We start from the raw sequence: 24,630 nt of genomic DNA, 5'->3' as shown, positions 1-24,630 counted from the left end.
CGCCGCACGAGCGACGACCGGATCACCCACCGTCCGGGCCGGGGCGCGACGGTCCGACCGGTCGATCCTCGCTGTCGGGGGCCGCGCGCGGCGGAAGCCAGAGCGGGGCCGTCGCGGCGATGACGAGCATCACCACGCCCAGCAGGGCGACCGTGGTCGACAGCGACAGCCAGCGTGTCGACACCGCGACGAAGCCGAAGACCGCCAGCGCCACCACCTCCGAGAGCAGGCCGGACACCGAGGTCACCGTGGCGCGCGCCGGACCTTCGATGGCGTCCTGCAATCGCGTCTCCGCGACGACCTCGGTGTTGAAGACGATGCCGTAGGAGAGGCCGATCGCGGTGAACCCCGCGACCGACAGCGGGTACACCAGGTCGGGTCGGCGCGCGGCCAGTCCGGCCGCCCACGCTCCCGCGATGAACAGCACACCGCCCACCGCCAGCGCCGCGCCCATCACCGCACCCGACATGGCGACCGTGCGACCGGCGAGCAGCGAGCCCGCCATCGACCCGAGCACCGTGATGCCGACCAGCAGCGGCACGAGCGCGGTCGGGACCCCGGCGTCCTGCGCGAGCAGCGCGAAGTATTCGTCGTAGGCCGTCACGCCGTAGATCAGCGCCACCAACAGCACGCCGTTGCGGACCCGGCGCACCCGCAGCGATTCGGCGAGCCCGGCCCGCAGCATCGACCAGTAGCGGGCGAACAGCGGCGGCGCGCCCGCCGGAGCCGTCGCCGAACCGGGCGTGTTCGGGCGCGGGGTCGGCAGATCGTCGTCGAGTTCGTCGACCTCGGCCGCCGAGACGGCCTTCGGCGCGCTCGGCATGGTCAGCGCGATCAGGAAGTGCACACCGGCCACGCCCACGCTCGCCCAGCCGACCAGCGGATAGCCGCCCCAGGCGTAGAGCGGCGTGGCCGCCAGGATCGCGACCACCACCGCCGTCTCCTGCGCGGCCCTGGCGTACCCCATGACCTCCGGATAGGCCGAGGCCGCGCCCGCCGCCGTCAACTCGTCGTAGACCAGCGCTTCGAAGGTGCCCGATTCCAGCGCGCCCGCGACACCCCAGACCACGAACCCCACGGCGAAGCCCAGGAAGGACGGGAACAGCGTCCACACCGTGAAACCCGCGCACAGGAGCAGCGCGCTCAGGATCAGCATGCCCCGGCGCGAGACCGTGTCGGCCCACGCGCCGGAGGGCACCTCCAGCAGGAAAGCCGTGATCGACCACATCGCCAACAGCGCGGAGATCTGCGCGGTGTTCAGCCCGTGATCGGCGAACAGCAGCGCGTACAGCGCGTACAGCGGGATGAGATCGCGTGCGCCCCGGAACAGGACGGCACGCACGGTGAGACCACGAACGTCGTGGTTACGACCCCGCAGCAGGGCCGTCAACGTGGTGACGGATCAACAGCCGTAGAAGACCAAGCGCATACGATCAGCTTCGGCCGCTCCCGCGCGATCGTCAAGTGATTATCCGAGCGGGAGCCAGCCGTTGGCGGCGTGCCGGGCGTCCTCGTCCATCGGCCCGCCCGCGGCGCCCGTACCGACCCGGCCCTTGCCCTCGTTCAGGTCGCTGATCAGCGCCGACACCGGATGCGAATCGCTGTAGTGGTAGCCCTGGGCCAGCGCGAAGCCGAGTTCGGTGAGTACCGCCGCCTGGTACTCGGTCTCCACGCCCTCCGCGATGACCTGGAGGTCGAGCGCGCTGCTGAGCGCGGCGATCACCCCGAGCAGCGGCGGCGCGGGCGAATCCGAGCGGATCGCCGCCACGAAGGACTGGTCGACCTTGAGGATGTCGCTGGGCAGCGTCGCCAACCGGCTCAGCGAGGAGTAGCCGGTGCCGAAATCGTCGATCGCGATCCGCACGCCGGTGTCGCGCAAGGTGTGCAAGTTGGCGATCGCGGTCTGGGATTCGGCGGCCAGTTCGCTCTCGGTGACCTCGAGGACCAGCTGATCGGCCGGCCAACCGGTGGATTCCAGGATGCCCGCGACCCGTTCGGCGTAGCCGGATTCGGCCAGCTCCAACCCGCTGACGTTCACGTTCAACGTCAGATCGAGCTGAGCGAAGGTCTCCTGCAACCGTGCCGCGTCGGCGCAGGCCCGGCGCAGCACCAGTTCGTCCAGATCGGAGATGAGGTCGTATTCCTCGGCCACCCGGATCAGACCCTCGGTGGTGACGTCGGGCTGCGCGCTCGACGACCAGCGCAGCAGCGCCTCCACGCCGACGGCCTTGCCGCCGCCCTCGCTCAGGCTGACGATCGGCTGGTAGTGCACGTCCAGCGCGCCCCGATCGATGGCCTCGCGCAGTTCCACCGCGAGCGGCAGTTGCCGCGAGGACTCCAGCACCGTCCGGTTGCGGCCCGCCTGCTTGGCCCGGTACAGGCCGACGTCGGCCCGGCTGACCAGCAGCGATCCCGACTCCCCCGGCTGCCAGGAGGTGACGCCCGCCGAACAGCCGGTGGTCACCGCCGCGCGCAGTTTCTCGGTGAGCAGGATCGCGGCCTGTTCGGTGGTGTTGGGCAGCAGCAAGGCGAAGGCGTCGCCGCCGTAGCGGGCCAGCCGCTGATCGGGGGTGAGCAGTGTGGCCCAGGTGTCGGCCACCCGTTGCAGCACGGCGTCGCCGGCGCGGTGACCGAGGTGGTCGTTGATCTTCTGGAACCGGTCGAGGTCGACCAGGACCAGGGCCAGGCCGTGACCGTTGCGGCCCGCGAGCTCGATGGCGGCGTTGAGCGCGCGGTCGAAACCGCGGCGGTTCAGCAAACCGGTCAGCACGTCGATATCGGCCTCGGAGGCCATCCTGGTCAGGATGCCGACCACGACGCCCACCCCGAAGGTGACGCCCGCCGCGATCATCCCGGACCACCACGGCAGATCCCGGGTAGGCAACACCCACAGGCACAGCACCATCGCGAACGCGATATGCGCCGACGCCTGCGACCAGCGGAAGAACAGCGCCGCGTCGCACGCGACGAAGACGTAGAAGGCCGCGAGGCTGATCGCGCCGACCATGTTCGGGAACGAGTACACCGCCACCGTCACCAGCACCGTCGCGATCGCGACGTACACGTGGTGGATGCCGTGCGGCAACCGCGGACCCCATGCGAGCAGCGTCAGACCCAGCACCAGCGCAATGGCTGCCGCCGTACCGACCAGCGGTCGATTTCCCTCGTCGCCAGGGGCGATGGCCGTGATCACCAGGCCGAGCACACCACCCATGACGTAGAACGCCCCGGTGGTCCGCGCCATGACCATTGCCGTCGCCAGCGCCGATGCCGCCCGCACCCGGGTTCGGGTATCGCCGCGCGCCCCGATTCCTCGCACGGACACAGCCTAAACACAACGCATCTGGTCGGTTGCCACATCCCACAATTCCGGTACGGCGAACCGACGGCTATTGTGCCGAGCTCACTTCGGCGGGGTGAGCACCTCCGTGCCGACGAACGGCGCCAACGCCGCGGGCACCCGCACCGAACCGTCGGCCTGCTGGTGGTTCTCCAGGATCGCCACGATCCACCGGGTGGTCGCCAGCGTGCCGTTCAGCGTGGCCGCGATCTGTGGTTTTCCGTTCTCGTCGCGATAGCGCACGGCGAGGCGGCGGGCCTGGAAGGTGGTGCAGTTGGAGGTGGAGGTCAGCTCGCGGTAGGTGCGCTGGGTCGGCACCCAGCCCTCGCAGTCGAACTTGCGCGCGGCCGAACTGCCCAGATCACCGGCCGCGACGTCGATCACCCGGTAAGGGACCTCGACGGCGGCGAGCATGTCGCGCTCCCAGCCGAGCAGGCGTTCGTGCTCGGCCGCGGCCTGGTCGGGGGTGGTGTAGACGAACATCTCCACCTTGTCGAACTGGTGCACCCGGATGATGCCGCGGGTGTCCTTGCCGTAACTGCCCGCCTCGCGACGGAAGCACGACGACCACCCCGCGTAGCGTTTCGGCCCCGCGCTCAGGTCCAGGATCTCCCCGGAGTGGTAGCCCGCCAACGGCACCTCCGAGGTGCCGACCAGGTACAGGTCGTCCTCGGCCAGGTGGTAGACCTCGGCCGCGTGCCCGCCGAGGAAGCCGGTGCCCGCCATAACCTCGGGCCGCACCAGCACCGGCGGGATCATCATGGTGAACCCGTTGGCGACCGCGCGCTGGGCGGCCAGTTGCAGCAGACCCAGTTGCAGCAGCGCGCCGTAACCGGTGAGGAAGTAGAACCGCGCGCCGGAGACCTTCGCGCCGCGTTCGGTGTCGATCAGGCCCAGCGCCTCACCGAGTTCCAGGTGGTCCTTGGGCTCGAAATCGAATTCCGGCGGCGTGCCGACGGTTTCGAGCACCTCGAAATCGTCCTCGCCGCCCGCGGGCACGCCCGCCTCGACGAGGTTGGAGATCGCGCGGTGCGCGGCGTCGAGGTCGGCGTCGGCCGCGTGCTGGGCGACCTCGGCGTTCTTGACCTCCTGGGACATCTCCTGCGCGCGCGCCAGCAGCGCCGGACGCTCCTCCGGAGACGCCTTGCCGACCAGCTTGCCCATGGACTTGTGTTCGGCGCGCAGGGTGTCCGCGGTGGCCACCGCCGCCCGCCGCGCCGTGTCGGCGGCGAGCAGGGCGTCGACGAGGGCGGGGTCCTCGCCGCGGGCACGCTGCGAGGCGCGGACCGCTTCCGGGTCCTCCCGCAGGTGTCGGAGGTCGATCATGGGCTCAGAGCCTAGTCGGCCCCGTCGGACGCGATACGCGCGCCCGACGCCCGGAATGGGGCGAGGTCGTGGCACCCGGGCACCGGGACTGCCATGATGGACCGCGATGTCCCCCGCCGATGTGCCCACCGAAACGCCGACACCCGAGCCGCACCCGGGTGCGTCCCCGCGCGCCGAGTCGCTGCCGCGGTCGCTGATCATCGACCGGAAGTCGGGTTCGCACCTGACCGCGCCGAAGCTGCGCTGGGCGTTGCTGGCCGTCGCGGTGGGCGCGGTCATCGCCTCGCTGGTCGGGCTGTTCATCACCGGCTACGACAACGAGAAGGGCCTCGAGGCGCACAATCCGAGCGAACCGGCGCAGACGGTGCTCGACAAGGAGTTCGGCACCGCCGCCCGCGGCGACTGCCTGAGCTGGACCAAGAACGACCGCTCCGATCTGGTCAAGGTGGACTGCTCGGCCAAGCACCTGTTCGAGGTCGCCGCCGACATCGACATGAGCAAGTACCCCGGCGTCGAATTCGGTCCCGGCTCCCGGTTCCCGGATTCGCTGCGGCTGACCGAACTCAAGCAGGAGCACTGCGACCCGGCGGTGCAGGAGTACACCGGCGGCCGTTTCGACCCGCGCGGCCGCTACGTGGTCGGCCTGATGTACCCGAGTCCGGACGGCTGGAAGAACGGCGATCGGACGCTGCGCTGCGGTGTGCAGTACTCGGGCAGTTCGGGTACGCCGCTGACGGCTTCGGGCAGCGTGGTCGAACACGACCAGTCGAAGGTGTTCGAGCCGGGCACCTGCCTGGGCATCAACCAGAACCTGCCCACCGATCCGGTCGACTGCGCCCAACCGCACGCGGTCGAGATCGTCTCCACCGTCGACCTGTCGGCCAAGTTCCCCGGCGGCCCGCCCGCCAAGGACGACCAGGACCGCTTCGTCGAGGAGGAATGCACCCGCGCCGCAACCGATTACCTCGGCTCGCCCGACGCGGTCCGCAACAAGACGCTGACGCTGTTCTTCGACTACCTCGACGCGCGCAGTTGGCTGGCGGGCAGTCGCAGGCTGGACTGCATGATCGGCAAGGGCGCCGACCGCGAGGGTTTCGCGCCCATCGTCGGCTCGGCGCGCGGGGAGATCCTCATCAACGGCCAGGCCCCTGTGCCGCCGCCGAATTCCGGTCGCTCCACCCCCGCCCCGCTGCCGGGCGCCGCGCCGCTGCCGCCGCAGCCGCAACCGCGCTGACGATGGCCGTACCGATGACCGAGGACCGGTTCGAGGAACTGGTCGGCGACGCGCTCGATCTCATCCCGCCCGAATTGGCCAGGGCCATCGACAACGTCGTCGTGCTCATCGAACCGCGCAACGCCGAGGACCCGCATCTGCTCGGGCTCTACCACGGCATCGCGCTGACCGAACGCGACAGTCATTACGGCGGTTCGCTTCCCGACACGGTGACGATCTACCGCGAGGCGATCCTGGAGATCTGCGCCGACGAGCGCGAGGTCGTCGAGGAGGTGGCGATCACCGTGATCCACGAGATCGCGCACTATTTCGGCATCGAGGAAGACCGCCTGCACGAGCTCGGTTGGGGATAATCTCGTAGGCGACCCTTCGACGGTCGGACACGTGCGGGTCCGGCGCCGTTCGCCGCGGCGACGTGTCGGTCTTGCGTGTTCGCCGACGACTGGGCAAGATCGCACGTGGAGTAGGGGATTCGATGGAACCGATCGCAATGCTGTCGCGTCCTATCACTCGAAGGGGGAATTCTCGTGGTTCCGCCGTACAGCCGCCACTAGAAGGAGTCGAGTCATGGTTGGCCTGGTAAACATCACACCCGAAGCCGTGCTCCTGGCCGCGGCCGAGCTGGATCTGCTCGCCGAGCGGCTGGGAATCGCCGCCGCGGTCACCGCGCCCGCGACCCACGTCATCCCCTCCGGCGCCGACGAAGTGTCGCTGCACGCGGCCAACCATTTCAACCGCGCCGCCGTCACCCACGACACCTCCATCGCCAACGCCCAGCTCCAGCTGCACCACGCCGCGACGATCCTGCGCATGCAGCTGGCCACCCACATCGGTGAGGACACCGTCAAGGCGGGCGTCATGCACGGAGTCGCCGGGACGATCGGGGCCTGAGCGCCCGACGCCTCGCGCGTCGTTCACTACTAAGGGGAGAACTGATATGACCGCAGGAATCACCGGGGTCTTCTGGCTGCCGCGCATGGCGGAGATGAACTCGACACTGCTCAACGCGGGGGCGCACGCGATCCCGATCTCGGCCGCCGCGACGGCGTGGGGCGGATTGACGGCGGCGTGGGTGGACGCGACCGCGACCGTCACCCGCGTCATGGCCGAACTCGGCGTCGGCATGCAGGGCGTCAACGGCATCGCCGCGCTGTCCAAGCTGGTCGGCTTTGCCGGTTGGGCCGAACAGCAGGGCGCGATGGCCGCCGCGATGGGCTCCAAGGCCGCCGCCAACGCCACCGCCTACACCGTCGCCTCGCTGACGATGCCGAGCCTGCCCGAGATCGTCGGCACCAACGCCGCGGTAGTCGCCTCGGCCAACCCGCCCGGCGCGGTGTCGGGCGCGTTCGAGGCCGCCGAACTCGCCAAGCACCTCATGGACCTGCGGGCCGCGGCCGTGATGGAGACCTACGAGGCCGCCACCACCGCACTGGTAGTCACGCCCGGCGAATTCCAGGCACCGCCGTCGATCGCCGAAGGCGCGGGCACCGTCGAGGGCGCGCAGTCGCCCGAAGGCGCGTTCGGCGGCGATCCGATCCAGGCCGCCGTCGGCGCCGCGCTGTCCGCGGTCAACAATCCCGCCTTCGCGAGCGCGGCCACCCAGGTCGCCAACGTCGCGGGGACGGTCGCCACCGGCGGTGTGAGCACCGTGGGCAACCTGGGCGCGAGCGCGATCGCCGCGGCGGGCAATTTCGCCTCGCCCGGCGTCGCGAGCACGCCCGTCGCCCCGATGATGACGGGTATGAGCGGCCTCGGCGCGGGCGGCAGCAACACCGCCACCCGCACGGCCTCCACGGGCGGTGTCTCGGTGAACGTCAACGGCGGTCAGCTCAAGCTGCCCGAAGGCTGGGGCGCGGGCGGTTCGATCGGCTCCGCGGCCGGCGCGGCCGCCCCGATCGCCGAGGCGTCGGTGGCCCGGGTGGACGCGGCGGCCCCCGTGCGCGGCACCGGTTCCGGCTCCGCGGGCAGCCCGCTGATGGGCAACGCCCGCGGCGAGGACGACGAGACCGAGCACAAGGGCGCCGGCTACCTGCGCGACGACCTGTTCAACGACGGCCGGTACGCCGCCGACGGTGTGATCGGGGCCGACCCCTCCGGGGCCGCCAGGTGACGATTCTGGGCGAGGGCCGCGGCCCGTCGATGCTCGGGGGCGTCGTGTTGTCACTCGACGAGATGCAGTACCTCATGGAGGAATTGCAGACCGACGAGATGCCCATCGTGCTCCAGGTGGTGGGTCGCTACGACAACGAGACGGCCCACGATGCCGCGATGGCCGTGGCCGCCCAGTCGCTGATCGATCGGGATCTCCTGATCGACGGCGCCGTCCACCAGGAACTCGAGGACAGGCTGCGCACGCTCAACCACCCGCACTGGGTTCTCGCGGTGCGCTGGGTGGTCGACGGGCAGGTCAGCCGGATGTGTCTGGCCAAGGGCGACGAACTCACGGTCGTCGCCCTTCGCGGGCCGGAGTCCTACGTCATCGATGAGGTCGAGGAGGATCTGCCGGCACCGGTGATCGCCGCCCTCGGCCCCGCCGAGGCGATGGATCTCACGGGCATGAACGCCCAGACCGACCTGCTGGCACCGATCTTCGGCGATACCGGGGACGCGGCCGCCACCGCGAACCGGCTCGCGAAGGTCGGCCACCCGGGGCGGGACGCGCAGGTGTTGGCCTCGGCCCTGGTCGACATCCATTCGCACGCGCAGATCACCGGCATCGTCTACGGCGACGGCACCCGCGAGATCGCGGACAACCACATCGCCGTATTCAACACTCGCGGTGGACGTTTCCTCATCACCGCCAGCGTGGCCGACGACGGCACGAAGTGGTCCTCGATCAGCGGCGGCACCACCGCGCGGTTGCGGCAGGCCCTGTTGGATCTGATGAATTCGCTGCCCGAGCGGGAGGAGTTCCCGCCCATCGCGCGTCGGCGCGGGTGAGCGGGATACCGGATCAGCCCATCGGATCGTCGGGGGTGGGCGAGACCTCGTAGGTGAACGGCGGGACGAAGCGTCCCCAGCGGAGGCATTCCCACCCGCCGTCCACCCGCGGGATCAGTTCGATCGTCTCGGTGTTGTCGAGGTGGTTGTTGGTCGTGAAGGGCGGTTCGACACCGGCCAGGACCCGGCCGACCAGGCGCATGGCCGCGCCGTGGCTGACCACCAGCACATCGCCCGCGTCGGGAGCGGCGAGGAAGTCGGTGCGCAGTGTCTCCACGGCGGGCAGGAACCGGGCCAGCACCTCGTGCCCGGATTCGCCGCCCGGCGGGCGTTGCGCGAGATCGCCTTCGTGCCAGGCCCGGTAGACGCGTTGGAATTTCTCGTGCGAGGCCGGGTCGTTGAGCCCTTCCATATCGCCCACCTGCACCTCGAACACGCCGTCGAGGATCGAGGAGGACACCCCGGTGGCCTCCTCGATGTGACTCGCGGTCTGGCGGGCGCGCAGCGCCGCCGAGGAGAACAGCGCGGTGGGCGGCGCGAGCAGGCCCGCGCCGAACGTCTTCGCTTGCGCCGCACCGCGTTCGGTCAGCGGTAGTCCGGGCACCCTGGTGTCGAGAATCTTGGCGACGTTGCCTTCGGTCTCCCCGTGCCGGACCAGGATCAGTCTGCCGTTCATAGGTCCGCCACCCCCTTTCGTAGTTGGATCAGCCACTGGGCCGCCGATTCGTCGGACGGCGGCGGTGTGCCGGTCGCCGAGGTGGCGGGCCAGGAGCCGAGAAAACGTATCCGTGCCGTGCGGTGCAGCGCCTTGAGCGCCTCGGCCACCGCGGTGTCGTCGATATGTCCGACGCAGTCGAGATAGAAGCGGTAGGTGCCCATTCCCGTTCGGGTGGGCCGTGATTCGATGCGGGTCAGGTCGATGCCGCGGGTGGCGAATTCGGCGAAGGCGCGCATGAGCGAGCCCGGCTCGTTGGGCAACTCGAACACGATCGAGGTGCGGTCCGCGCCCGTCGGCGCCGGGGCGACGCGCGGCAGGGTGACCAGCACGAAGCGGGTGACGGCCTGGTCGTGGTCGGCGACGCCGGTGGCCAGGGCGGTGAGTCCGCGGCGCTGCCCGGCCAGCGCGGTGGAGACCGCGGCGTCGGCGTGGCCGTCCACCACGTCCTCGGCGGCCCCTGCGTTGGAGGAGGAGGTGTAGGCGCGGGCCTGCGGCATGTGTCGGGCGACCCATTCGCGGACCTGCGCGCCCGCGACCGGGTAGGCGGCCAGCACCTTCACCTCGCTCAGCGCCATCTCGCGGGCGGCGACGATGGCGAAGCTCACCTCGAGTTCGGTTTCGGCGATGATCTGCAGGCGCGCGCCGATGGCGAGGGAGTCCAGGGTGGCCGCGATCGAGCCCTCCACCGAACTCTCGATCGGCACGACGGCGGCTTCGACCTCACCCGCGCGGACGAGGTCGAGGGCGGCGCCTTGGCTGGGGGCGGGGACACGTTCGACGGGCGCGTCGAAGGCGCCCGAGGTCTCGAGGTCGGCGAGGGCCATCTCGGTGAAGGTTCCGGAGGGTCCGAAGTACGCGATTCGCGGCACGTCTACGAGATTACTGGCGTGGACGGCGGATGCTCCAAGATCGCGGGTCAGCCGGGGGCGAGACCTGCGAGGGCGGCGTCCACGAGGTCGGGCCGGTCGGTTTCGACGGCGTGCAGAACTTCGCGTATCGCCTCGACAGCGGCCGGTTTCAGGCCGCGCAGGAAGGCGCGGTCGGGGGCGGCCAGCGCCGCGCGGATGTCCTCGCCGCACAGGGCGGCGGCGGTTGCCGCGAGGATTGCCACCGCGCGTTCGCCGTCGTCGGTGCGGGCGACGAATCCGCTGTCGGTGTGGGCGATGCCCGCGAGGAAGTCGGCAACGTCGGGGTCGGGCAGGTCGGCGTTCAGGCGGGGGACGGTGGCCTCCGTCGCGCCGACGGGGCGGGTGAGGCCGGTGACGAGGTCGCGGCGCGACGGTGTCGTCAGCGAGAGCAGCACCGGTTCGTCGCCGGCGGGCCGCGTTCCGTTCACCACGCGCTCCACGGTATCGCGGGCGGTGCGCGACACGGGAATCCCGGTGCACGGAACAGTTGCGGAAGTGACCTTCGTGACTTAGCTTAGGTTTACCTAATTCTCCGTCGCGCCCTTCCGGAGGTCCGCATGCCGAACCAGACCGTCGCACCGTCCACTGCCGAGCGGGTGCGCAACGCATGCGCCCACGCCGAGCACGCGGTGTTGGCCCTGCCCGGCGTCGACCCCACCCAGACCTCGGTGCACTACCTGCGCCACTGCGGTGACGTCGTCATCGCGGTCCCCTCCGATTCGACCGCGGCCTGCCTCATCGGCCGCACCGGTCCCGGCGGCACGGCCGCCGTCCTCGAACTCACCGACCACGCGCCTTTGGCGCTGCGTGAACCGGTGCGGGCGCTGGTCTGGCTGCGCGGCGTCGTCCGCTCGGTGCCCGCCCCCGCGCAGCGGGCCCTGGCGGCCGAAGTGGCCAAGGACCACCCGCATCCGGCACTGCTCGACATCGGCTACACCGCCACCCTGCTGCGCCTGGTCATCGGATCGGCGGTGATGGCCGACGCGACGGGCGCCGAAGCGGTCCGCGTCGACGATCTGCGCCTGGCCCAACCGGACCCGTTCTGCGCGGTCGAATCGGCCTGGCTGCAACACATGGACACCGACCACGGCGACGTCATCGCCCAACTCGCCCGGCACCTGCCGCCGAAATTGCAGACCGGTTCGGTGCATCCGCTGGCCATCGACCGCTACGGCATCACGCTGCGCGTCGAGGGCGTGAACGGCGACCACGACTTCCGCCTGCCCTTCAACGCGCCCGCCGACGACGTCGAATCCCTGGGGCGCGCGGTGAGGACCCTGGCGGGCTGCCCGTTCCTCAACGGCCTGCGCCGCATCTGACCTCCCCCGCAGCCGATCCGACACCGCACCTGATCCGACACCCCACCTCATCGCGCACGGCCTGTGCGTGCGCGTCACCCGCGGTTCGCCCGTCCGGTCCCCCACCGATGCTCGGGGCGCAATAGATTCGACCGCATGAGCGCGGCCGAGGGCGGATGGGACAGCGACGAATCGGAGCGGCGGCGGCGCTTCGCGATCCGGGTCGAGATCGCGATCGTGCTGACGGTCACCTTCGGGCTGAGCGGGCTCAGCGCCCTGCTCTCGCTGATCGAGAGCGCCCTGGCACCGGGCGGCGTGGGCGGGAAGACTGTCGCGCTCAACGCTTCCCGGTCGACGAATTCGCTGATCGACCTGTTGTTCCAGTTGCTCGGGGTGCTGCGGCTCACGGCGTGGGCGGCGTTGGCGTTGTATCTGCTGTGGCGCAGCGGGATCGGTCCGCGACTGGTGGGGCTGGCGCGGATCCGACTGCGCGGCGATGTGCTGCCCGGTCTGGCGTTGGCCGCGATCATCGGACTGCCGGGGTTGGGGCTGTATCTGATCGCGCACGCCATGGGTGTGAGCGTCACCATAGTTCCGAGCTCGCTCGAGGAGCACTGGTGGCGGTTGCCGGCGCTGATCCTGTGGGCCTGCGCGAATTCGGTGGCCGAGGAAGTCGTGGTGGTGGCCTACCTGCTCACCCGACTGCGGTCGCTGGGCTGGTCGGACAATTCCGCGCTGCTGGCCTCGGCCGCGCTGCGCGGCAGCTATCACTTGTACCAGGGGGTGGGCGGCGGGCTCGGAAACGTGGTGATGGGTTTGATCTTCGGCCGGTTCTGGCAACGCACCGGACGACTCTGGCCGCTGGTGCTCGCGCATGCGACCATCGATGCGGTCGCCTACATCGGCTATACGTTGCTGAAGGGTCACGTTTCCTGGCTGCCGTAACGGCGGCGCTCGCGGGCGGGATTCATCGATGGAACGTGCGCGGCGATGGCCTCGGCGCGACCACCCGCAGCATTCCTCGATCAGTAGAGTCGGAACGATGAACGGCGAAGATCCCCAGTTCAACGCCCGCAGGCGCGGGGTACCGCCGCCACCCCCCGGACACCGCGGCGGGCCGGGGCAGCGCCCCGATCGACCGGTGCCGCCGCCGATGCCGCCCGGGCGCGGGCAACCGCCGCGGCCGCAGGGCCAGGGGCAGCCCGGCCCGCGTCCGCCGCAGCGGCAGGGGCCGAATCAGCAGGTTCCGCAGCAGCCCGGCGCCCGTCAGCAGGGTCCGCGGCGCGTGGAGCCCACCCGGGTTCTGCGCGGTGACGAGAATCACGCTCAGCCCCTCGCGTATTCGCGCGCGCCGCAGGAGCCCGCCCAGCGACGCCCCCCGCAGCAGCGCCCGCCACAGCAGCGCCCGCCGCGCCAACAGCACGCGCCCACGCAGAAGCCCGAACCGTTCGACGATTCGGCGCACGCACCCGCGCCCGCCCGGCGACCGCGCCGTTCCGGCGAAGTCCCGCCGCCGCCGTCGCGTTCCGGGCCGGGACAGCAGGGAGGTCAACCGCGTCCCCCGCGCCGCAGACGCAAACTCCACCTGTTCCGGTGGTCCCTGGTGATCCTGTTGGCGCTGATCCTCGCGGTGGTCGGCGCCGTCGTCCATCTGGACGGCAAACTCGTACGCATCGACGCGCTCACCGACTACACCGACCGGGTGGGCGACACCCCCGGCACCAACTGGCTGCTCGTCGGCTCCGACGGGCGCGGCGGACTGTCCTCGGAGCAGGAACAGGAACTGGCCACCGGCGGCGAGGTCGGCCCGGAACGCACCGACACGATCATGCTGGTGCACATCCCGGAATCAGGGAACACGACCCTGATCAGCCTGCCGCGCGACTCCTACGTCAGTATTCCGGGCAACGGCCGCGACAAACTCAACGCCGCCTTCGCCATCGGCGGACCCCAACTGCTGGTGCAGACGGTGGAAACGGCGACGGGCCTGCACATCGACCACTACGCGCAGGTCGGTTTCGCCGGTTTCGCGGGCATCGTGGACGCGCTGGGCGGCATCGACGTGTGCGTGCCGCAGGCCATCGATGATCCGTTGGCGGGCATCAACCTCCAACCGGGCTGCCAGAAACTGGATGGTCCCACCGCCCTCGGTTTCGTGCGCACCCGCGCCACCGCGCTCGCCGACATCGATCGCATGAACAATCAGCGCCTGTTCATGGCGGCGCTGTTGAAGAAGGCGACCAGCGGTTCGACGCTGGCCAACCCGTTCACGCTGTGGCCGTTGGCCGGTGACACCGTCGGATCGCTGAAGGTGGACGAGGGCGACCACCTGTGGCATCTGGGCAAATTGGGATGGTCGCTGCGCGGTGACACGGTGGCGACCACGGTGCCGATCGGCGGGTTCGAGGACACCGCGAGCGGCAACGTCGTGGTGTGGGACAAGACCAAGGCGAGCCGCTTCTTCGAGGCGCTGGCGGCGGATCGACCTGTCCCCGAAGACCTTCTGACGAATTGACGACGCGTGCGCCCGAAAAGGTCGGGCGCACCGCGCAATTGATTAGGCAATACTTGCCTCAATAAGGGTGAGCTTGGATGACAGCCGCGCTGACCGGCGTTAATGTCGAGGTATGTCCAGCCAGCTCGAATCCCCGCGCAGTAAATTCCACGCACTGTTGCACGACCAGATCCGTCACGAATTCAATGCCGAACACCAATACATCGCGATCGCGGTGTGGTTCGACAAATCGGATCTGCCCGTCCTCGCGAAGCGTTTCTACAAGCAGGCCGAGGAGGAGCGCAATCACGCGCTGATGATCGTGCAGTACTTCCTGGACCGGGATATCAGTGTCGAGTTCACCGGCGTCGATTCGGCGAAGTCGTCGTTCGAGGACGTCCGTGAGCCGATCGCCCTCGCGCTGGCCCAGGAGAAGTCGGTGACCGACCAGATCGTGCAGTTGGCGAGCACGGCCCGCGAGGAGGGCGATTACCTGGGCGAGCAGTTCGTCCAGTGGTTCCTGAAGGAGCAGGTCGAGGAGGTCGCCAAGATGACCACCCTGCTCACCGTCGCCCGGCGCGCCGAATCGAATCTCTTCGATCTGGAGAATTTCGTCGCCAGGGAGATGAACAAACCCGCCGATGCTTCCGGCGCGCCGTCGGTCGCGGGCGGAAGCATCTGAATTCCGAATTTTCCGTGAGGGTCCAGCTCGTCGCGACGAGCTGGACCGATCACTGGAAACACAGTGGTGGCCGCAGTGTGCGCTACGGCCACGGAAATGCCGTTGGTGGAGCCTTTACTCGGCGCTCAGCGAGCTCAGGAGGGCGGTGAGCAGCGCGGTGATGATTTCCATGGGGGACCTACTTTCCTCATCTGTACGGTGAGGTCTTCCTCACCATCACCACCTTTATGGTGATGAGGAGAACCTATCCGACGCACAGATCCGAAAGAAGCGTTTTTCACAAAATTCTTCCGGCGAATTTTTCGGCCCCCGCCGCGACCGGCGCGGATCAGCGCAGGGTGACCTGCCGCGACCGCAATCCGTCCCGGGAACGCCGCTCCTCGCTGGTCAGCGGCGCGTCCACCGCCACCGCCTGGGCCAGCCGGACACCGAATTCCCGTGCCGGGGCGACCCATTCGTCGGGATGACGCTCCGGGTCCAGATCGAACACCGGCACCAGCAGACCGTGCGTGCGGAACGAACCCGCGAACCGGGAACCCTCGCCCAGATGCAGTCCGCCCGCGGCGTGCAGCCGGGCCAGCGCGAACATCAGATCGTCCTCGTCCTCGGGGCGCACCCAGCGGATGTGGGCCTTCTCGCCCGCGTCCACCCACCAGGCCGCGCCGATCGCGTCAGGACCGAGATCCAGTCGCGCCGACGGCATGATCGCTTCCTTGGCCTGCTCGATGGTCGCCGCGACCTGCGCGTCGGGCTGCACGCCCTCGGGCACCCACCAGTCGAAGTCCTGGTGCACGGTCAACTCGAGGTCCGCACCGCGATCCAGCACGTCGGCCAGCGACGGACCGCCTTCGGTGGCGTGCACCGCGCTCAGCGAATCGCCCGGCTCCGCGGACTGCGTCCACAGGATCGCCGCGGCGATGTCGGCCGCCGGATCGAGGCCCTGGGCCTGCACCTGCACACCCACGTAGCCGACCGGCTGCTCACCCGCGCGCACCAGCGCCGCCACCGCGCCGGGCAGCACCGTCGCCAGCACCACCGACCGCTCGGCGGCCACGTCGGGTGACAACTTCAGCGTCGCCGTCGCCGACGGCACGAACTCCCGCAGCGCGACCAGATCGCATTCGGCGGCCAGACCCTCGAAGGGACGCGCGACCGCGGCGGCCGCCTGCTCCTGAGCGACCCGACGCTCGGCCAGCCGCTGGGCCCGGTTACCTCCGGGCTTCGGAGTATTGCGCTTGCTCTTTCCCACGGATGGTCAAACTACTCCCCCGCGCGCGCCACACTCGTCGCTGGGCGCGGATGTCTCGCGGCGGGGTTCGACTAACCCAGCAACGCTTTGGTGCGGCCGGGATGGTTGGTGGCCACCCAGCTGACGCCGAGATCCGCGCACAACCGGACGTCGTCCGGATCGTCGACCGTCCAGCAGTAGGTGGCCCGGCCCGCCGCGGCGGCCTTGTCGACCAGTTCGGGATGTTCGCGCAGCGTCTTGACCGACGGGCCGACGGCCGTGGCGCCGACCGTGGTCGCGGCCCCGCCGCCCAGGTAGCGCGAGGATTCGCCGAGCAGCACCGTCGGCAGCAGCGGCGCGGCGCGGCGGATGCGCCACACCGCCGTCGCGGCGAACGACATCACGACCGCGCGCGAATGATCGGCCGAGGCCGGGGCGGCGATGCCGAAGCGCTGGAGTTCGGCGAGCAATTTGTTCTCCACCAGCGCGCCGTAGCGGACCGGGTGCTTGGTCTCGATGAACAACTTGGTCGGCCTGCTGCGCCAATCCAGCACCAGCCCGATCAGCTCGCTCAGCGTCAGGACCGGCGAGGGTTCGCCGTTGCCGCCGAAGTCGAGGGCGCGCAACTCCTCCAGCGTCATCTCGCTGACGAGTCCGGACCCGGAGGAGGTGCGGTCCACCGTGCGATCGTGCACGCAGACCAGATGGCCGTCCCTGGTCAGTCGGACGTCGCATTCCACGCCGTCGGCCCCCTCCTCGAGGGCGAGCTCGTACGCGGCGAGCGTGTGCTCGGGGCGCGCCGCCGACGCTCCTCGGTGCGCGACGACGAATGGTGCGCGACTGCCCTGGCTCACTTGGCCACAACCTCCTCTTTCCGACGGTCCACGGCGTTGTCGATCTCCCGATCGGTCACCCGATCTTCGGCGATGCGCGCCTCGTCCGCATCCCGGCCCCCCTCGAGGGCGGGCGACTCGGCGGCGACCGCACCGGGTTGGACGGGTTCGATCACCGGGACGGCGGGATCGGCGGCCACGACCCAGCGGCGCGGAGCGCGCGGTCCGCCGCGCGGGTCGCGGCCGTCGAGGTAGCGGACCACCACCAGGGTCAGCACGGCGAGCCCGGCCGCCCACGCGTCGGTGAAGGCGGTGAACAGCACGCCGTCGGCCTGGGCCTGCAACGAGTCGGCGGTGCGCCACACCAGCGCCGCCGCGACCAGCGCGCCGCCGACCAGCCACGCGCCCCACCAGGCCCGCACGACCCGGGACGCGCGCGGATCGTCGCTTCGGTCGGCCAACTCGGTGAGGAAGACACCCGGCCACAGCAGGTTGACCACGGGAATCAGGCAGCCGAGCACCAGCGTGCGCGGCGCGCGCGGATCGCGCTGCCCCACGGCGGCGTAGGCGGCGGCGCGCGCGCCGACCAACCAGGCGACCAGGGCGATGGCGGCGGCGAAACCGACGCCGACGGCCAGCAGCGCGGGCACGGTGACCAGCGCGTCGGACAGCCGCAGCACCAGCGGGTCGATCAGCCGGGTGCGATTGCGCAGCAACAGCAGGTAGCGCAGGAGTTCGCCGAACGCGGTGACGCCGAAGGCCAGCGCGGTCAGCACGAGCAGCAGCCGGACCCGGGTGGCCAGGCGGGCGAAGCCGCGCGGGGCGGGAGCGGCGTCCGGTCGGGGTCGATCGACCAGCCCCCAGCGCGGGATGTGGTCGTAGGCGGGGACGGCCGTGGCGGGAGCGGGCCGGTATTCGGCGTCGGGACGGCGCGGCCGGTGGTCCGGGCGACGCGCGACCCACCGGTAGTTGCGTCGCTCCGGCGGCGCGTCGATGGGCGCGGGCGACAGCAGCACGCCGCGGCAGCGCGGGCACCAGTGCATCGGGGACCCCTGCACCGCCCAGCGCGCACCGCAGCGCGCGCAGGGCTGCACCACCGTACTCATGGCTGCCTCCTCAGCGACACGAGCGCGACGCCGCGCTCGTCGCCGCGCACCTCGTCCTCGTCAGTAGATCTTCGCCTGCCGGTCGCCCTCGGCCGTCAGCGGGCGTCCGGCCTGCTGCCAGGCGACCATCCCGCCGCTGACGTTGGTCACCTCCACGCCGACGTGGGCCAGGTAGCGTGCCACCTCGAGGGATCGGCCGCCCTGCCTGCACACCACGTAGAGTTCGGCGTCGAAGTCGAGTTCGTCGAGGCGGGCGGGCACGTCGACCATCGGGATGTGGATCGCGCCCGGGGCATGTCCGAGTTCCCATTCGTCGTCCTCGCGGACGTCGAGCAGGATCGCCCGATCGGGCCGGGGCCGGTCGAATTCGGCGGGGAGGTCCCGGGCCGGAACCGACGGAATCTCGGGGCTCGTCACGATTCGATCCTGCCACGACCGCCGCGACCCCGGGGAGTACCCGCCCCGCCTCATGCCCGGAGCCCGGATTCGGGGGCTAAGTGGACTTCAGGTCTGTTATCAGCCGTATTTTCAGCTATCCGCCCCGTTGTGTACCGGGCTGTGCATATCTCACCGGGAGTTATCCACATAATCCACAGGCTGATCCACAGGCTGCGGCACCGAGATCGGGCCTGCGCGTTACCGTTCGGCTATCGAGATGTCCGGCGGGGAAACGTTGCGTTGCGAACGACCGTTCCGGAACTCCCCTCCTGACATCCCGGATCGGTCATTCGCCACTGCCGCGGAGGCCGATGACTCCCCCGTTCCGTCACTGCAGACGGGCGAGTGGGCCGCACCGGTTCCGACATCTACTTGGACGGAACAGACATCGATTCGGTTCCACCGAAAACGAGAACACCGGCGAAAAAGTGAAATACCGGGTTCCCGTCCCGGTGCTCGGTAGCCTGAACGCATGAACGTCAGCAGGGGGTTACTCGACGGATCGGACACCATCGGACTCAACACCGCGCTCTCCGAGGCGACCTGCCGCGGACTGCGGGTCGACGTCGGCGCACGCGCGTTCCGACTCGACCTCGAGGTGCTGACACTGCCCGGCGACGCGCTGCCGGGCCACGACGCCAAAGTCACGTTGAGCCTGGGCGGCGTCGGCCGGATCGCCGCCTCGCTGCGCGAACACCGCTGGGACGACGTGGACGCCCGCGTCCTGCCCCTGGAACTCGACGGCCTCGACGAAGCCGTGCGCAGTTTCGGCGGCGGCCGACTGCACGGCTGGGAATTCGTCGACCTGGACGACAGCGGGTGGGCGCTGTGGCGGGAACTGCTGAGCTTCGACGCCCGCTTCGACGACCACATCTGCCCGCACGTCATCGAGTTCTCCCAAGAAGAAGGCATCGACCCGCGCGAACTGGATGTGCGGGTGTGGTTCGACACCATGACGATCCACGACGCCGAGGGCCGCGAGATCGCGCTGGCCGATTTCATCGCGGGCGGTGTGCGCTGGTGGGAGGCCCACGACGCGGGCGATCCGCGGACCATCCGCCCCGGGATCACCCCGCCGCTCTGAGTCGGCCCCGCCCCGCGACACCCGCGCGGGCCCGGTGGCCGACCGGTGGTCGAGATGGTTCGATCGAACACGCGCGGGGTCCGTTCGAGGATCACACCGCCGCAATCGGTTCCGATATGCCGGGAAAACGGGGGTATGTCGGAATGCGGGGGCTCGGGACCGGGTTGGACCCAGCGGGTGTACGAATGATGGTTGGGTGTGTCGGAGAGTCCGGGCGCATCCAGCCCGACATAGGAAGGGACATCGTGGCTGAGTACACGCTGCCAGATCTGGATTACGACTACAGCGCCCTGGAGCCTCATATCTCCGGGCAGATCAACGAAATTCATCATTCCAAGCACCACGCCGCCTACGTCGCGGGTGTGAACACCGCCCTCGAGAAGCTGGAAGCGGCTCGCGAGGCCGGCGATCACGCCGCCATCTTCCTCAACGAGAAGAACCTCGCCTTCCACCTCGGTGGTCACGTGAACCACTCGATCTGGTGGAAGAACCTCTCCCCCAACGGTGGCGACAAGCCGGTCGGCGAGCTCGCCGCGGCCATCGACGACCAGTTCGGCTCGTTCGACAAGTTCCGCGCGCAGTTCACCGCCGCGGCCAACGGACTGCAGGGCTCGGGCTGGGCGGTGCTCGGCTACGACACCCTCGCCCAGAAGCTGCTGACCTTCCAGCTCTACGACCAGCAGGCCAACGTCCCGCTGGGCATCATCCCGCTGCTGCAGGTCGACATGTGGGAGCACGCCTTCTACCTGCAGTACAAGAACGTCAAGGCCGACTACGTGACCGCGTTCTGGAACGTCGTCAACTGGGAGGACGTGCAGGAGCGTTTCGCCCGCGCCGTCAGCCAGGGCAAGGGTCTGATCTTCGGCTGAGCCGACCCTTCCGCTCGAGCCCCGGTCACCGCGTCACGCGGGGGTCGGGGCTCGCTCGTTTCCCGAGCCCGACCGCCGGCACTCTCTGGTACTTGTGTGCCAGGTGATCCATGGGTCATTGTCGGATTCCACAGTTCGAGGACGGGCAGAGCCGCCCCCGGTTCCCTGACGGGAGGCATCATGCGGGCGAACGAACCCATCGGGATCACACCGTTCCACGCGCGAGGATCGCTGCGCGGATTCGTCATCTCCGGCCGGTGGCCGGACACCACCAAGGAATGGGCGCAGGTCCTGGTGCTCGCGGTGCGGGTGGCCACGCTGCCCGGCCTGCTCACCACGACCACGGTCTTCGGCGTCCGCGAGGAATTGCCGGACGAGCCGATGCCGGGCACGGTGGGGCTGGTCATGGCCGAGGGCACGGTCCTGGGCGAGGAGGCGCTCGCGCCGGGCCGCTTCGCCGAGCACGTGCCCGCCGCGCTGCTGATGCTGCATCCGCCGTCGGAGACCCGCCCGTCGCTGCCCGAGTGCACGGGCGCGGCCTCGGGGTGCGTGCTGTTGCCGGGTGTGCCGCATCTGGGGTTGGAGCATCGCGCGGCGTGGGCCGAGGCGGAGTCCGACGGCACGGTGACCTCCCTGGTCAGCCGGGTGGGCCTGGACCCGATCAGCGATCCCGACACGGCCGTGCTGGCCATGCTCTTGGCCGCCTGAGCAGCGCGGATCTCCGAATTTCGTCCCCCGGTGCCGGTCGGCGCCGGGGGCCGAACTCTGTGCGCCCACCCAGCCGCACCATCGAGTCAGGGTTACCTGAACTTTTGACGTGGATCGCCAAACTTATTGTGGCGGTGACACTTTCGAGAACGACGCGCTTGGCAGAGCGCATCGTCGCCGGTAGAGTCGGTCGCGACGACGGGGACCGACCCCGCCACGCCGATCTCTGGAGACCCACCGATGACCGCCACGATTCTGCTCGCCATCGGGATCGTCTTCCTCGCCGAACTGGGCGACAAATCCCAGCTCATGGCGTTGACGTTCGCGCTGCGCTATCGGTGGTGGGTGGTGCTCGGCGGTATCGCCACCGCGACCGCGGCGGTGCACATCATCTCCGTCGGCGTCGGTCATTTCCTCGGCGCGGCACTGCCGACCAGGGCGATCGCGCTGGTGGCCGCGCTGCTGTTCCTCGCGGTCGGCGTGTGGACCCTGCGCGAGCACTTCGGTCCCGCCGACGAGGACGAAGACGCCCCGCCCGCCCGCTCGAACCGCGCCCCCTACTTCGTGGTGCTGTCGGCGTTTCTGCTGGCCGAACTCGGCGATCGGACCATGTTCGCGACCGCCGCGCTGGCCACCGACAACAACTGGTTCGGGGTGTGGCTCGGCTCCACGATCGGCATGGTCGCCGCCGACGCGCTCGCCATCGGTCTCGGCATCCTGGTCGGCAAGCATCTGCCGGAGCGGGTCATCGGGATCTGCGCGGGTCTGCTGTTCCTGTACTTCGGCGCGCTGACCCTGCTGACGGCCGCGCTGCCGGATCTGGCCCTCGCGGCGGCTGCGGGCTCCGCCCTGCTGATTCCGGCCGTGGCGGGCGTAGCACTCGCCGTGCGCGGACGCGCCCGTCCCGCCGCCGAGGTTCCCGAACCGCAGACCCACCTCAGGTGAGCAGCATTCCCTCGCCGTAGAAGTCGCCGCTGCGCAGGACCATCGCCAGCAGGGGTTCCTTCAACGCGAGCAGGCCGTCCAGATCGTCGGCGGCGATCTTGGCGGTGGCCATCGCGCCCACCGCGGCGGCGTAGCTCACGCACGCGAAGCGCTGGGCGTCGCTGCGCGCGTCCAGGGCTTCGGCGATGACGTCCACGAACGACGCCTGCAACGCCGCGCGGCGCGCGACCGCCTTGGCCCCCACCGCGTACACCTCGACCAGGTAGAGCCGGGCGTAGGCGGGTTCCTCGAGCAGTCCCTCGAAGTAGGCGTCGAGGATGCGGGCCATGCGCTCGGCCGCGACGGGCGCGCCGGAGGGCGCCTCGACCTCGTCGGAGGCGGCGGCGATCTTGGCGACGATCCCCGCGACCGCGCGTTCGAACGCGGCCTCGAAGCAGTCCTCCTTGGAGCGGAACTGCTCGTAGAAGGTTTCGCGGGAGACGCCCGCGCGTTTGAGGACGGCGGCGACCGAGGTCCCGACGTATCCGCTCTCGGCCATGGCGTCGGCCAGCGCGGTCAGAATCCGCTCCCGCTGCGAGGCGACCACCTGTTCCCTCGGCAGTCCGTGACGGCCGCGCGGGAGTTGACGGTGCGCGCCTGCGGTTTCGGTCATACGTGGCTCCGGATATCTCGGGTACTACGCCGGCCGTTCCATTCTGCGCTTTCGTACCGGTTGGTCTGTCGTGAAGGGTGCGTCTTCGGCACGGGCGATCTCCAGCGCCTCGGCGACGCCCCTGCGCAGGGTGAAGTCGACAAGACACTGCGCGACGGCTCGGAAGGGCAGGACCGCGGCGACCCACCAGGGCGAGACGACCTGGCGGCGACGACGCGCGATCGCCCGTTCGATGCCGTCGATGGCCGGGGCGAGGGGTGCGACGCCGGAGACGGTGGAGCGGCCGAGAATAGCGTGCGCCGCGGCGGTGCCGAAACCGCGCGAGGTCATCTCGGTGTCGAGTTCGGCGAAATAGCCGACGCCGACCTTCGCGCCGGTGTGCCGCAGTTCGTGGCGCAGCGTGTGCCCGAGGGTCTCCGCGGCGGCTTTGGAGGCGCTGTAGGCGCCCGCCAACGGCAGGTTGACCGAGGCGGCCAGCGAGGAGACCACCAAGGCGTAGCCGCGCGGATGCGAGATGTACGGGCCCGCGGCGCGCAGCGTGTAGTAGACGCCGAGCACGTTGACCGCGAGCATCTGTTCCATGACGGTCGGGTCGCCGCCGAGCAGCGCCAGTTGGCGGGCGACGCCGGCGTTGGCCACGACGACGTCGAGTCCGCCGAGTTCGGCGACCAGTGTCTCCACGACGCGTTCGACCTGCGCGTGGTCGCCGACGTCGCAGTAGCGCCAGGGCGCGTCGCCGCAGTCGGCGGCGACCTCGGCGAGGAGTTCGGGTTCGATGCCGAGCAGCGCGACCGAGGCCCCGTGCGCGTGCAGTTGCCGGGCGAGTGCCGCTCCGATCCCCCGTGCGGCCCCGGTGATCAACACCTTGCGGCCTGCGACGTCGGGCACGGCCCACAGTTTCATGGGTCGACGATACCACCAACGAACATCCGTGTTCGCAAATAAAGCCGGTTCGGTACCGGAGTGAGAGGGAGCCCTCATCGGCTTCTCATGATCGATTGGTTAGGGTGCAATTGACGATAGGCCAACTGGCTGTCACGAACGAGAGGACCATCGTGGAGATTTCGGGTTCCGCCGCCATTGTCACCGGAGGCGCGTCCGGCCTCGGCGCCGCCACCGCCAAGCGCTTCGCCGACCTCGGCGCCACCGTCTTCGGCCTCGACGTGCCGCAGTCCATCGAGCGCGCGGGCGACAACGTGCCCGAGGGTGTCACCCTGATCCCGGCCGATGTGACCAGCAACGACGAGGTGGCCGCCGCGGTCGCCAAGGTCGTCGAATCCGGCGCGCCGCTGCGCATCGTCGTCAACTGCGCGGGTGTCGGCTGGGCGGGTCGCATCCTGTCCAAGAACGGCCCGCACGACCTGGAACTGTTCCGCACGGTCATCACCGTCAACCTGCTGGGCACCTTCAACGTGATGCGCCTGGCCGCCGACGCGATCGCCAAGACCGAAGCCGTCGACGAGTACGGCCAGCGCGGCGTGATCATCAACACCGCCTCGGTCGCGGCCTTCGAGGGCCAGATCGGCCAGATCGCCTACTCGGCCTCCAAGGGCGGCGTGCACGGCATGACCGTTCCGGCCGCGCGTGACCTCGCCCAGTTCGGCATCCGCGTCAACACCATCGCCCCCGGCATCATCGACACCCCGATGCTGGCCGGCGTCACCGAGGATTACCGCAAGGGCCTCGAGGCCGGCGTGCCGTTCCCGTCGCGCCTGGGTCGCCCCGACGAGTACGCTCAGCTCTCGCAGTACATCGTCGAGCACGACTACCTCAACGGCGAGACCTTCCGCATGGACGGCGCGCTGCGCATGGCGCCGCGGTAATCTC

At 69.9% G+C, this 24,630-nt stretch carries 26 protein-coding genes; 14 read left to right on the top strand and 12 right to left on the bottom strand.

What is annotated here, in order from left to right:
* Positions 1-22: 22 nt before the first annotated feature.
* The 3 genes from ON30_RS00400 to serS all read right to left on the bottom strand — a co-directional run bounded on the left by ON30_RS00400 (position 23) and on the right by serS (position 4,666).
* Positions 23-1,342, bottom strand: coding sequence for an MFS transporter (locus tag ON30_RS00400; protein ID WP_174387334.1), 1,320 nt, complete (start codon positions 1,340-1,342; stop codon positions 23-25).
* 126 nt (positions 1,343-1,468) lie between these two features.
* Positions 1,469-3,319, bottom strand: coding sequence for a putative bifunctional diguanylate cyclase/phosphodiesterase (locus ON30_RS00395; RefSeq protein ID WP_245553881.1), 1,851 nt, complete (start codon positions 3,317-3,319; stop codon positions 1,469-1,471).
* Between the two features lie 84 nt (positions 3,320-3,403).
* A complete protein-coding gene (gene serS, locus ON30_RS00390; protein WP_040703245.1) occupies positions 3,404-4,666 on the bottom strand; it encodes a serine--tRNA ligase in 1,263 nt (420 codons plus the stop codon).
* Positions 4,667-4,772: 106 nt separating this feature from the next.
* On the opposite strand from serS, the gene ON30_RS00385 reads away from it, so the two are divergent.
* From ON30_RS00385 to ON30_RS00365, 5 genes are all read left to right on the top strand, one after another.
* Entirely contained in the window at positions 4,773-5,900 is a 1,128-nt protein-coding gene (locus ON30_RS00385) for a septum formation family protein (protein ID WP_051028776.1), read from the top strand.
* A 2-nt stretch (positions 5,901-5,902) separates the two neighbouring features.
* Complete coding sequence (locus ON30_RS00380; RefSeq protein WP_040703243.1) at positions 5,903-6,253, top strand: metallopeptidase family protein; 351 nt, start codon at positions 5,903-5,905, stop codon at positions 6,251-6,253.
* Between the two features lie 214 nt (positions 6,254-6,467).
* Entirely contained in the window at positions 6,468-6,791 is a 324-nt protein-coding gene (locus ON30_RS00375; protein ID WP_040703242.1) for a PE domain-containing protein, read from the top strand.
* Between the two features lie 46 nt (positions 6,792-6,837).
* A complete protein-coding gene (locus ON30_RS00370; protein ID WP_040703241.1) occupies positions 6,838-8,010 on the top strand; it encodes a PPE domain-containing protein in 1,173 nt (390 codons plus the stop codon).
* Positions 8,007-8,840 carry an ESX secretion-associated protein EspG gene (locus tag ON30_RS00365; RefSeq protein WP_051028775.1) on the top strand — a complete coding sequence of 278 codons (834 nt, stop codon included), beginning with the start codon at positions 8,007-8,009 and terminating at the stop codon, positions 8,838-8,840. Before ON30_RS00370 ends, ON30_RS00365 begins: the two co-directional genes overlap by 4 nt.
* Before the next feature lie 13 nt (positions 8,841-8,853).
* Here the strand turns inward: ON30_RS00365 and ON30_RS00360 are convergent, their stop codons facing one another.
* Genes ON30_RS00360 through ON30_RS00350 form a run of 3 tightly spaced genes read right to left on the bottom strand, consistent with a single transcriptional unit; the run spans position 8,854 to position 10,897 of the window.
* Complete coding sequence (locus ON30_RS00360) at positions 8,854-9,516, bottom strand: histidine phosphatase family protein (protein WP_040703240.1); 663 nt, start codon at positions 9,514-9,516, stop codon at positions 8,854-8,856.
* Positions 9,513-10,427, bottom strand: a complete 915-nt coding sequence (gene pheA, locus ON30_RS00355; RefSeq protein WP_040703238.1) for a prephenate dehydratase — start codon at positions 10,425-10,427, stop codon at positions 9,513-9,515. Before pheA ends, ON30_RS00360 begins: the two co-directional genes overlap by 4 nt.
* A 47-nt stretch (positions 10,428-10,474) precedes the next feature.
* On the bottom strand, positions 10,475-10,897 hold the full coding sequence (locus ON30_RS00350; RefSeq protein ID WP_040703420.1) for a hypothetical protein: 423 nt from the start codon (positions 10,895-10,897) through the stop codon (positions 10,475-10,477).
* Between the two features lie 126 nt (positions 10,898-11,023).
* Here ON30_RS00350 and ON30_RS00345 point away from each other — a divergent pair, with 126 nt between their 5' ends.
* From ON30_RS00345 to ON30_RS00330, 4 genes are all read left to right on the top strand, one after another.
* Positions 11,024-11,785 (top strand): DUF2470 domain-containing protein, encoded by a 762-nt coding sequence (locus ON30_RS00345; RefSeq protein WP_040703236.1) that lies wholly within the window; start codon positions 11,024-11,026, stop codon positions 11,783-11,785.
* 135 nt (positions 11,786-11,920) lie between these two features.
* Positions 11,921-12,709, top strand: coding sequence for a CPBP family intramembrane glutamic endopeptidase (locus tag ON30_RS00340; RefSeq protein ID WP_040703233.1), 789 nt, complete (start codon positions 11,921-11,923; stop codon positions 12,707-12,709).
* A 97-nt stretch (positions 12,710-12,806) separates the two neighbouring features.
* Positions 12,807-14,279 (top strand): LCP family protein, encoded by a 1,473-nt coding sequence (locus tag ON30_RS37025; RefSeq protein WP_083911059.1) that lies wholly within the window; start codon positions 12,807-12,809, stop codon positions 14,277-14,279.
* A gap of 112 nt (positions 14,280-14,391) precedes the next feature.
* Positions 14,392-14,940: a ferritin gene (locus tag ON30_RS00330; RefSeq protein ID WP_040703231.1), complete on the top strand. Its 549-nt coding sequence runs from the start codon at positions 14,392-14,394 to the stop codon at positions 14,938-14,940.
* Between the two features lie 328 nt (positions 14,941-15,268).
* Here the strand turns inward: ON30_RS00330 and ON30_RS00325 are convergent, their stop codons facing one another.
* From ON30_RS00325 to ON30_RS00310, 4 genes are all read right to left on the bottom strand, one after another.
* On the bottom strand, positions 15,269-16,189 hold the full coding sequence (locus ON30_RS00325; protein ID WP_040703230.1) for a DUF5926 family protein: 921 nt from the start codon (positions 16,187-16,189) through the stop codon (positions 15,269-15,271).
* Positions 16,190-16,260: 71 nt separating this feature from the next.
* Complete coding sequence (locus tag ON30_RS00320) at positions 16,261-17,022, bottom strand: glycerophosphodiester phosphodiesterase (protein WP_040703229.1); 762 nt, start codon at positions 17,020-17,022, stop codon at positions 16,261-16,263.
* Positions 17,019-18,107, bottom strand: coding sequence for a DUF4328 domain-containing protein (locus tag ON30_RS00315; RefSeq protein ID WP_040703228.1), 1,089 nt, complete (start codon positions 18,105-18,107; stop codon positions 17,019-17,021). The genes ON30_RS00320 and ON30_RS00315 overlap by 4 nt, the downstream gene beginning before the upstream one ends.
* Positions 18,108-18,167: 60 nt before the next feature.
* Positions 18,168-18,524 carry a rhodanese-like domain-containing protein gene (locus ON30_RS00310; protein ID WP_051028773.1) on the bottom strand — a complete coding sequence of 119 codons (357 nt, stop codon included), beginning with the start codon at positions 18,522-18,524 and terminating at the stop codon, positions 18,168-18,170.
* Between the two features lie 493 nt (positions 18,525-19,017).
* On the opposite strand from ON30_RS00310, the gene ON30_RS00305 reads away from it, so the two are divergent.
* The 4 genes from ON30_RS00305 to ON30_RS00290 all read left to right on the top strand — a co-directional run bounded on the left by ON30_RS00305 (position 19,018) and on the right by ON30_RS00290 (position 22,151).
* The gene (locus ON30_RS00305) at positions 19,018-19,629 is read left to right on the top strand and encodes a hypothetical protein (protein ID WP_040703227.1); all 612 of its coding nucleotides are present in this window, start codon (positions 19,018-19,020) and stop codon (positions 19,627-19,629) included.
* Positions 19,630-19,874: 245 nt separating this feature from the next.
* Positions 19,875-20,498 (top strand): superoxide dismutase, encoded by a 624-nt coding sequence (locus ON30_RS00300; RefSeq protein ID WP_040703225.1) that lies wholly within the window; start codon positions 19,875-19,877, stop codon positions 20,496-20,498.
* A gap of 180 nt (positions 20,499-20,678) precedes the next feature.
* Entirely contained in the window at positions 20,679-21,206 is a 528-nt protein-coding gene (locus ON30_RS00295) for a hypothetical protein (RefSeq protein WP_040703223.1), read from the top strand.
* A 240-nt stretch (positions 21,207-21,446) separates the two neighbouring features.
* Positions 21,447-22,151: a TMEM165/GDT1 family protein gene (locus ON30_RS00290; protein ID WP_040703221.1), complete on the top strand. Its 705-nt coding sequence runs from the start codon at positions 21,447-21,449 to the stop codon at positions 22,149-22,151.
* Here ON30_RS00290 and ON30_RS00285 read toward each other — a convergent pair.
* Together ON30_RS00285 and ON30_RS00280 are read right to left on the bottom strand one after the other, a co-directional pair.
* Positions 22,144-22,803, bottom strand: coding sequence for a TetR/AcrR family transcriptional regulator (locus tag ON30_RS00285; protein WP_040703220.1), 660 nt, complete (start codon positions 22,801-22,803; stop codon positions 22,144-22,146). The two genes, ON30_RS00290 and ON30_RS00285, sit on opposite strands and share 8 nt — an antisense overlap.
* A gap of 24 nt (positions 22,804-22,827) precedes the next feature.
* A complete protein-coding gene (locus tag ON30_RS00280) occupies positions 22,828-23,706 on the bottom strand; it encodes an SDR family NAD(P)-dependent oxidoreductase (protein ID WP_040703218.1) in 879 nt (292 codons plus the stop codon).
* A gap of 152 nt (positions 23,707-23,858) precedes the next feature.
* Between ON30_RS00280 and ON30_RS00275 the strand changes: the two genes are divergently transcribed.
* The gene (locus ON30_RS00275) at positions 23,859-24,626 is read left to right on the top strand and encodes an SDR family NAD(P)-dependent oxidoreductase (protein ID WP_040703416.1); all 768 of its coding nucleotides are present in this window, start codon (positions 23,859-23,861) and stop codon (positions 24,624-24,626) included.
* Positions 24,627-24,630 lie beyond the last annotated feature (4 nt).

The organism is Nocardia takedensis NBRC 100417, from assembly GCF_000308695.1.
GTDB lineage: Bacteria > Actinomycetota > Actinomycetes > Mycobacteriales > Mycobacteriaceae > Nocardia > Nocardia takedensis.
Note: the sequence above shows the minus strand (reverse complement) of the source record. Positions and strands in the feature narration are given on the sequence as shown.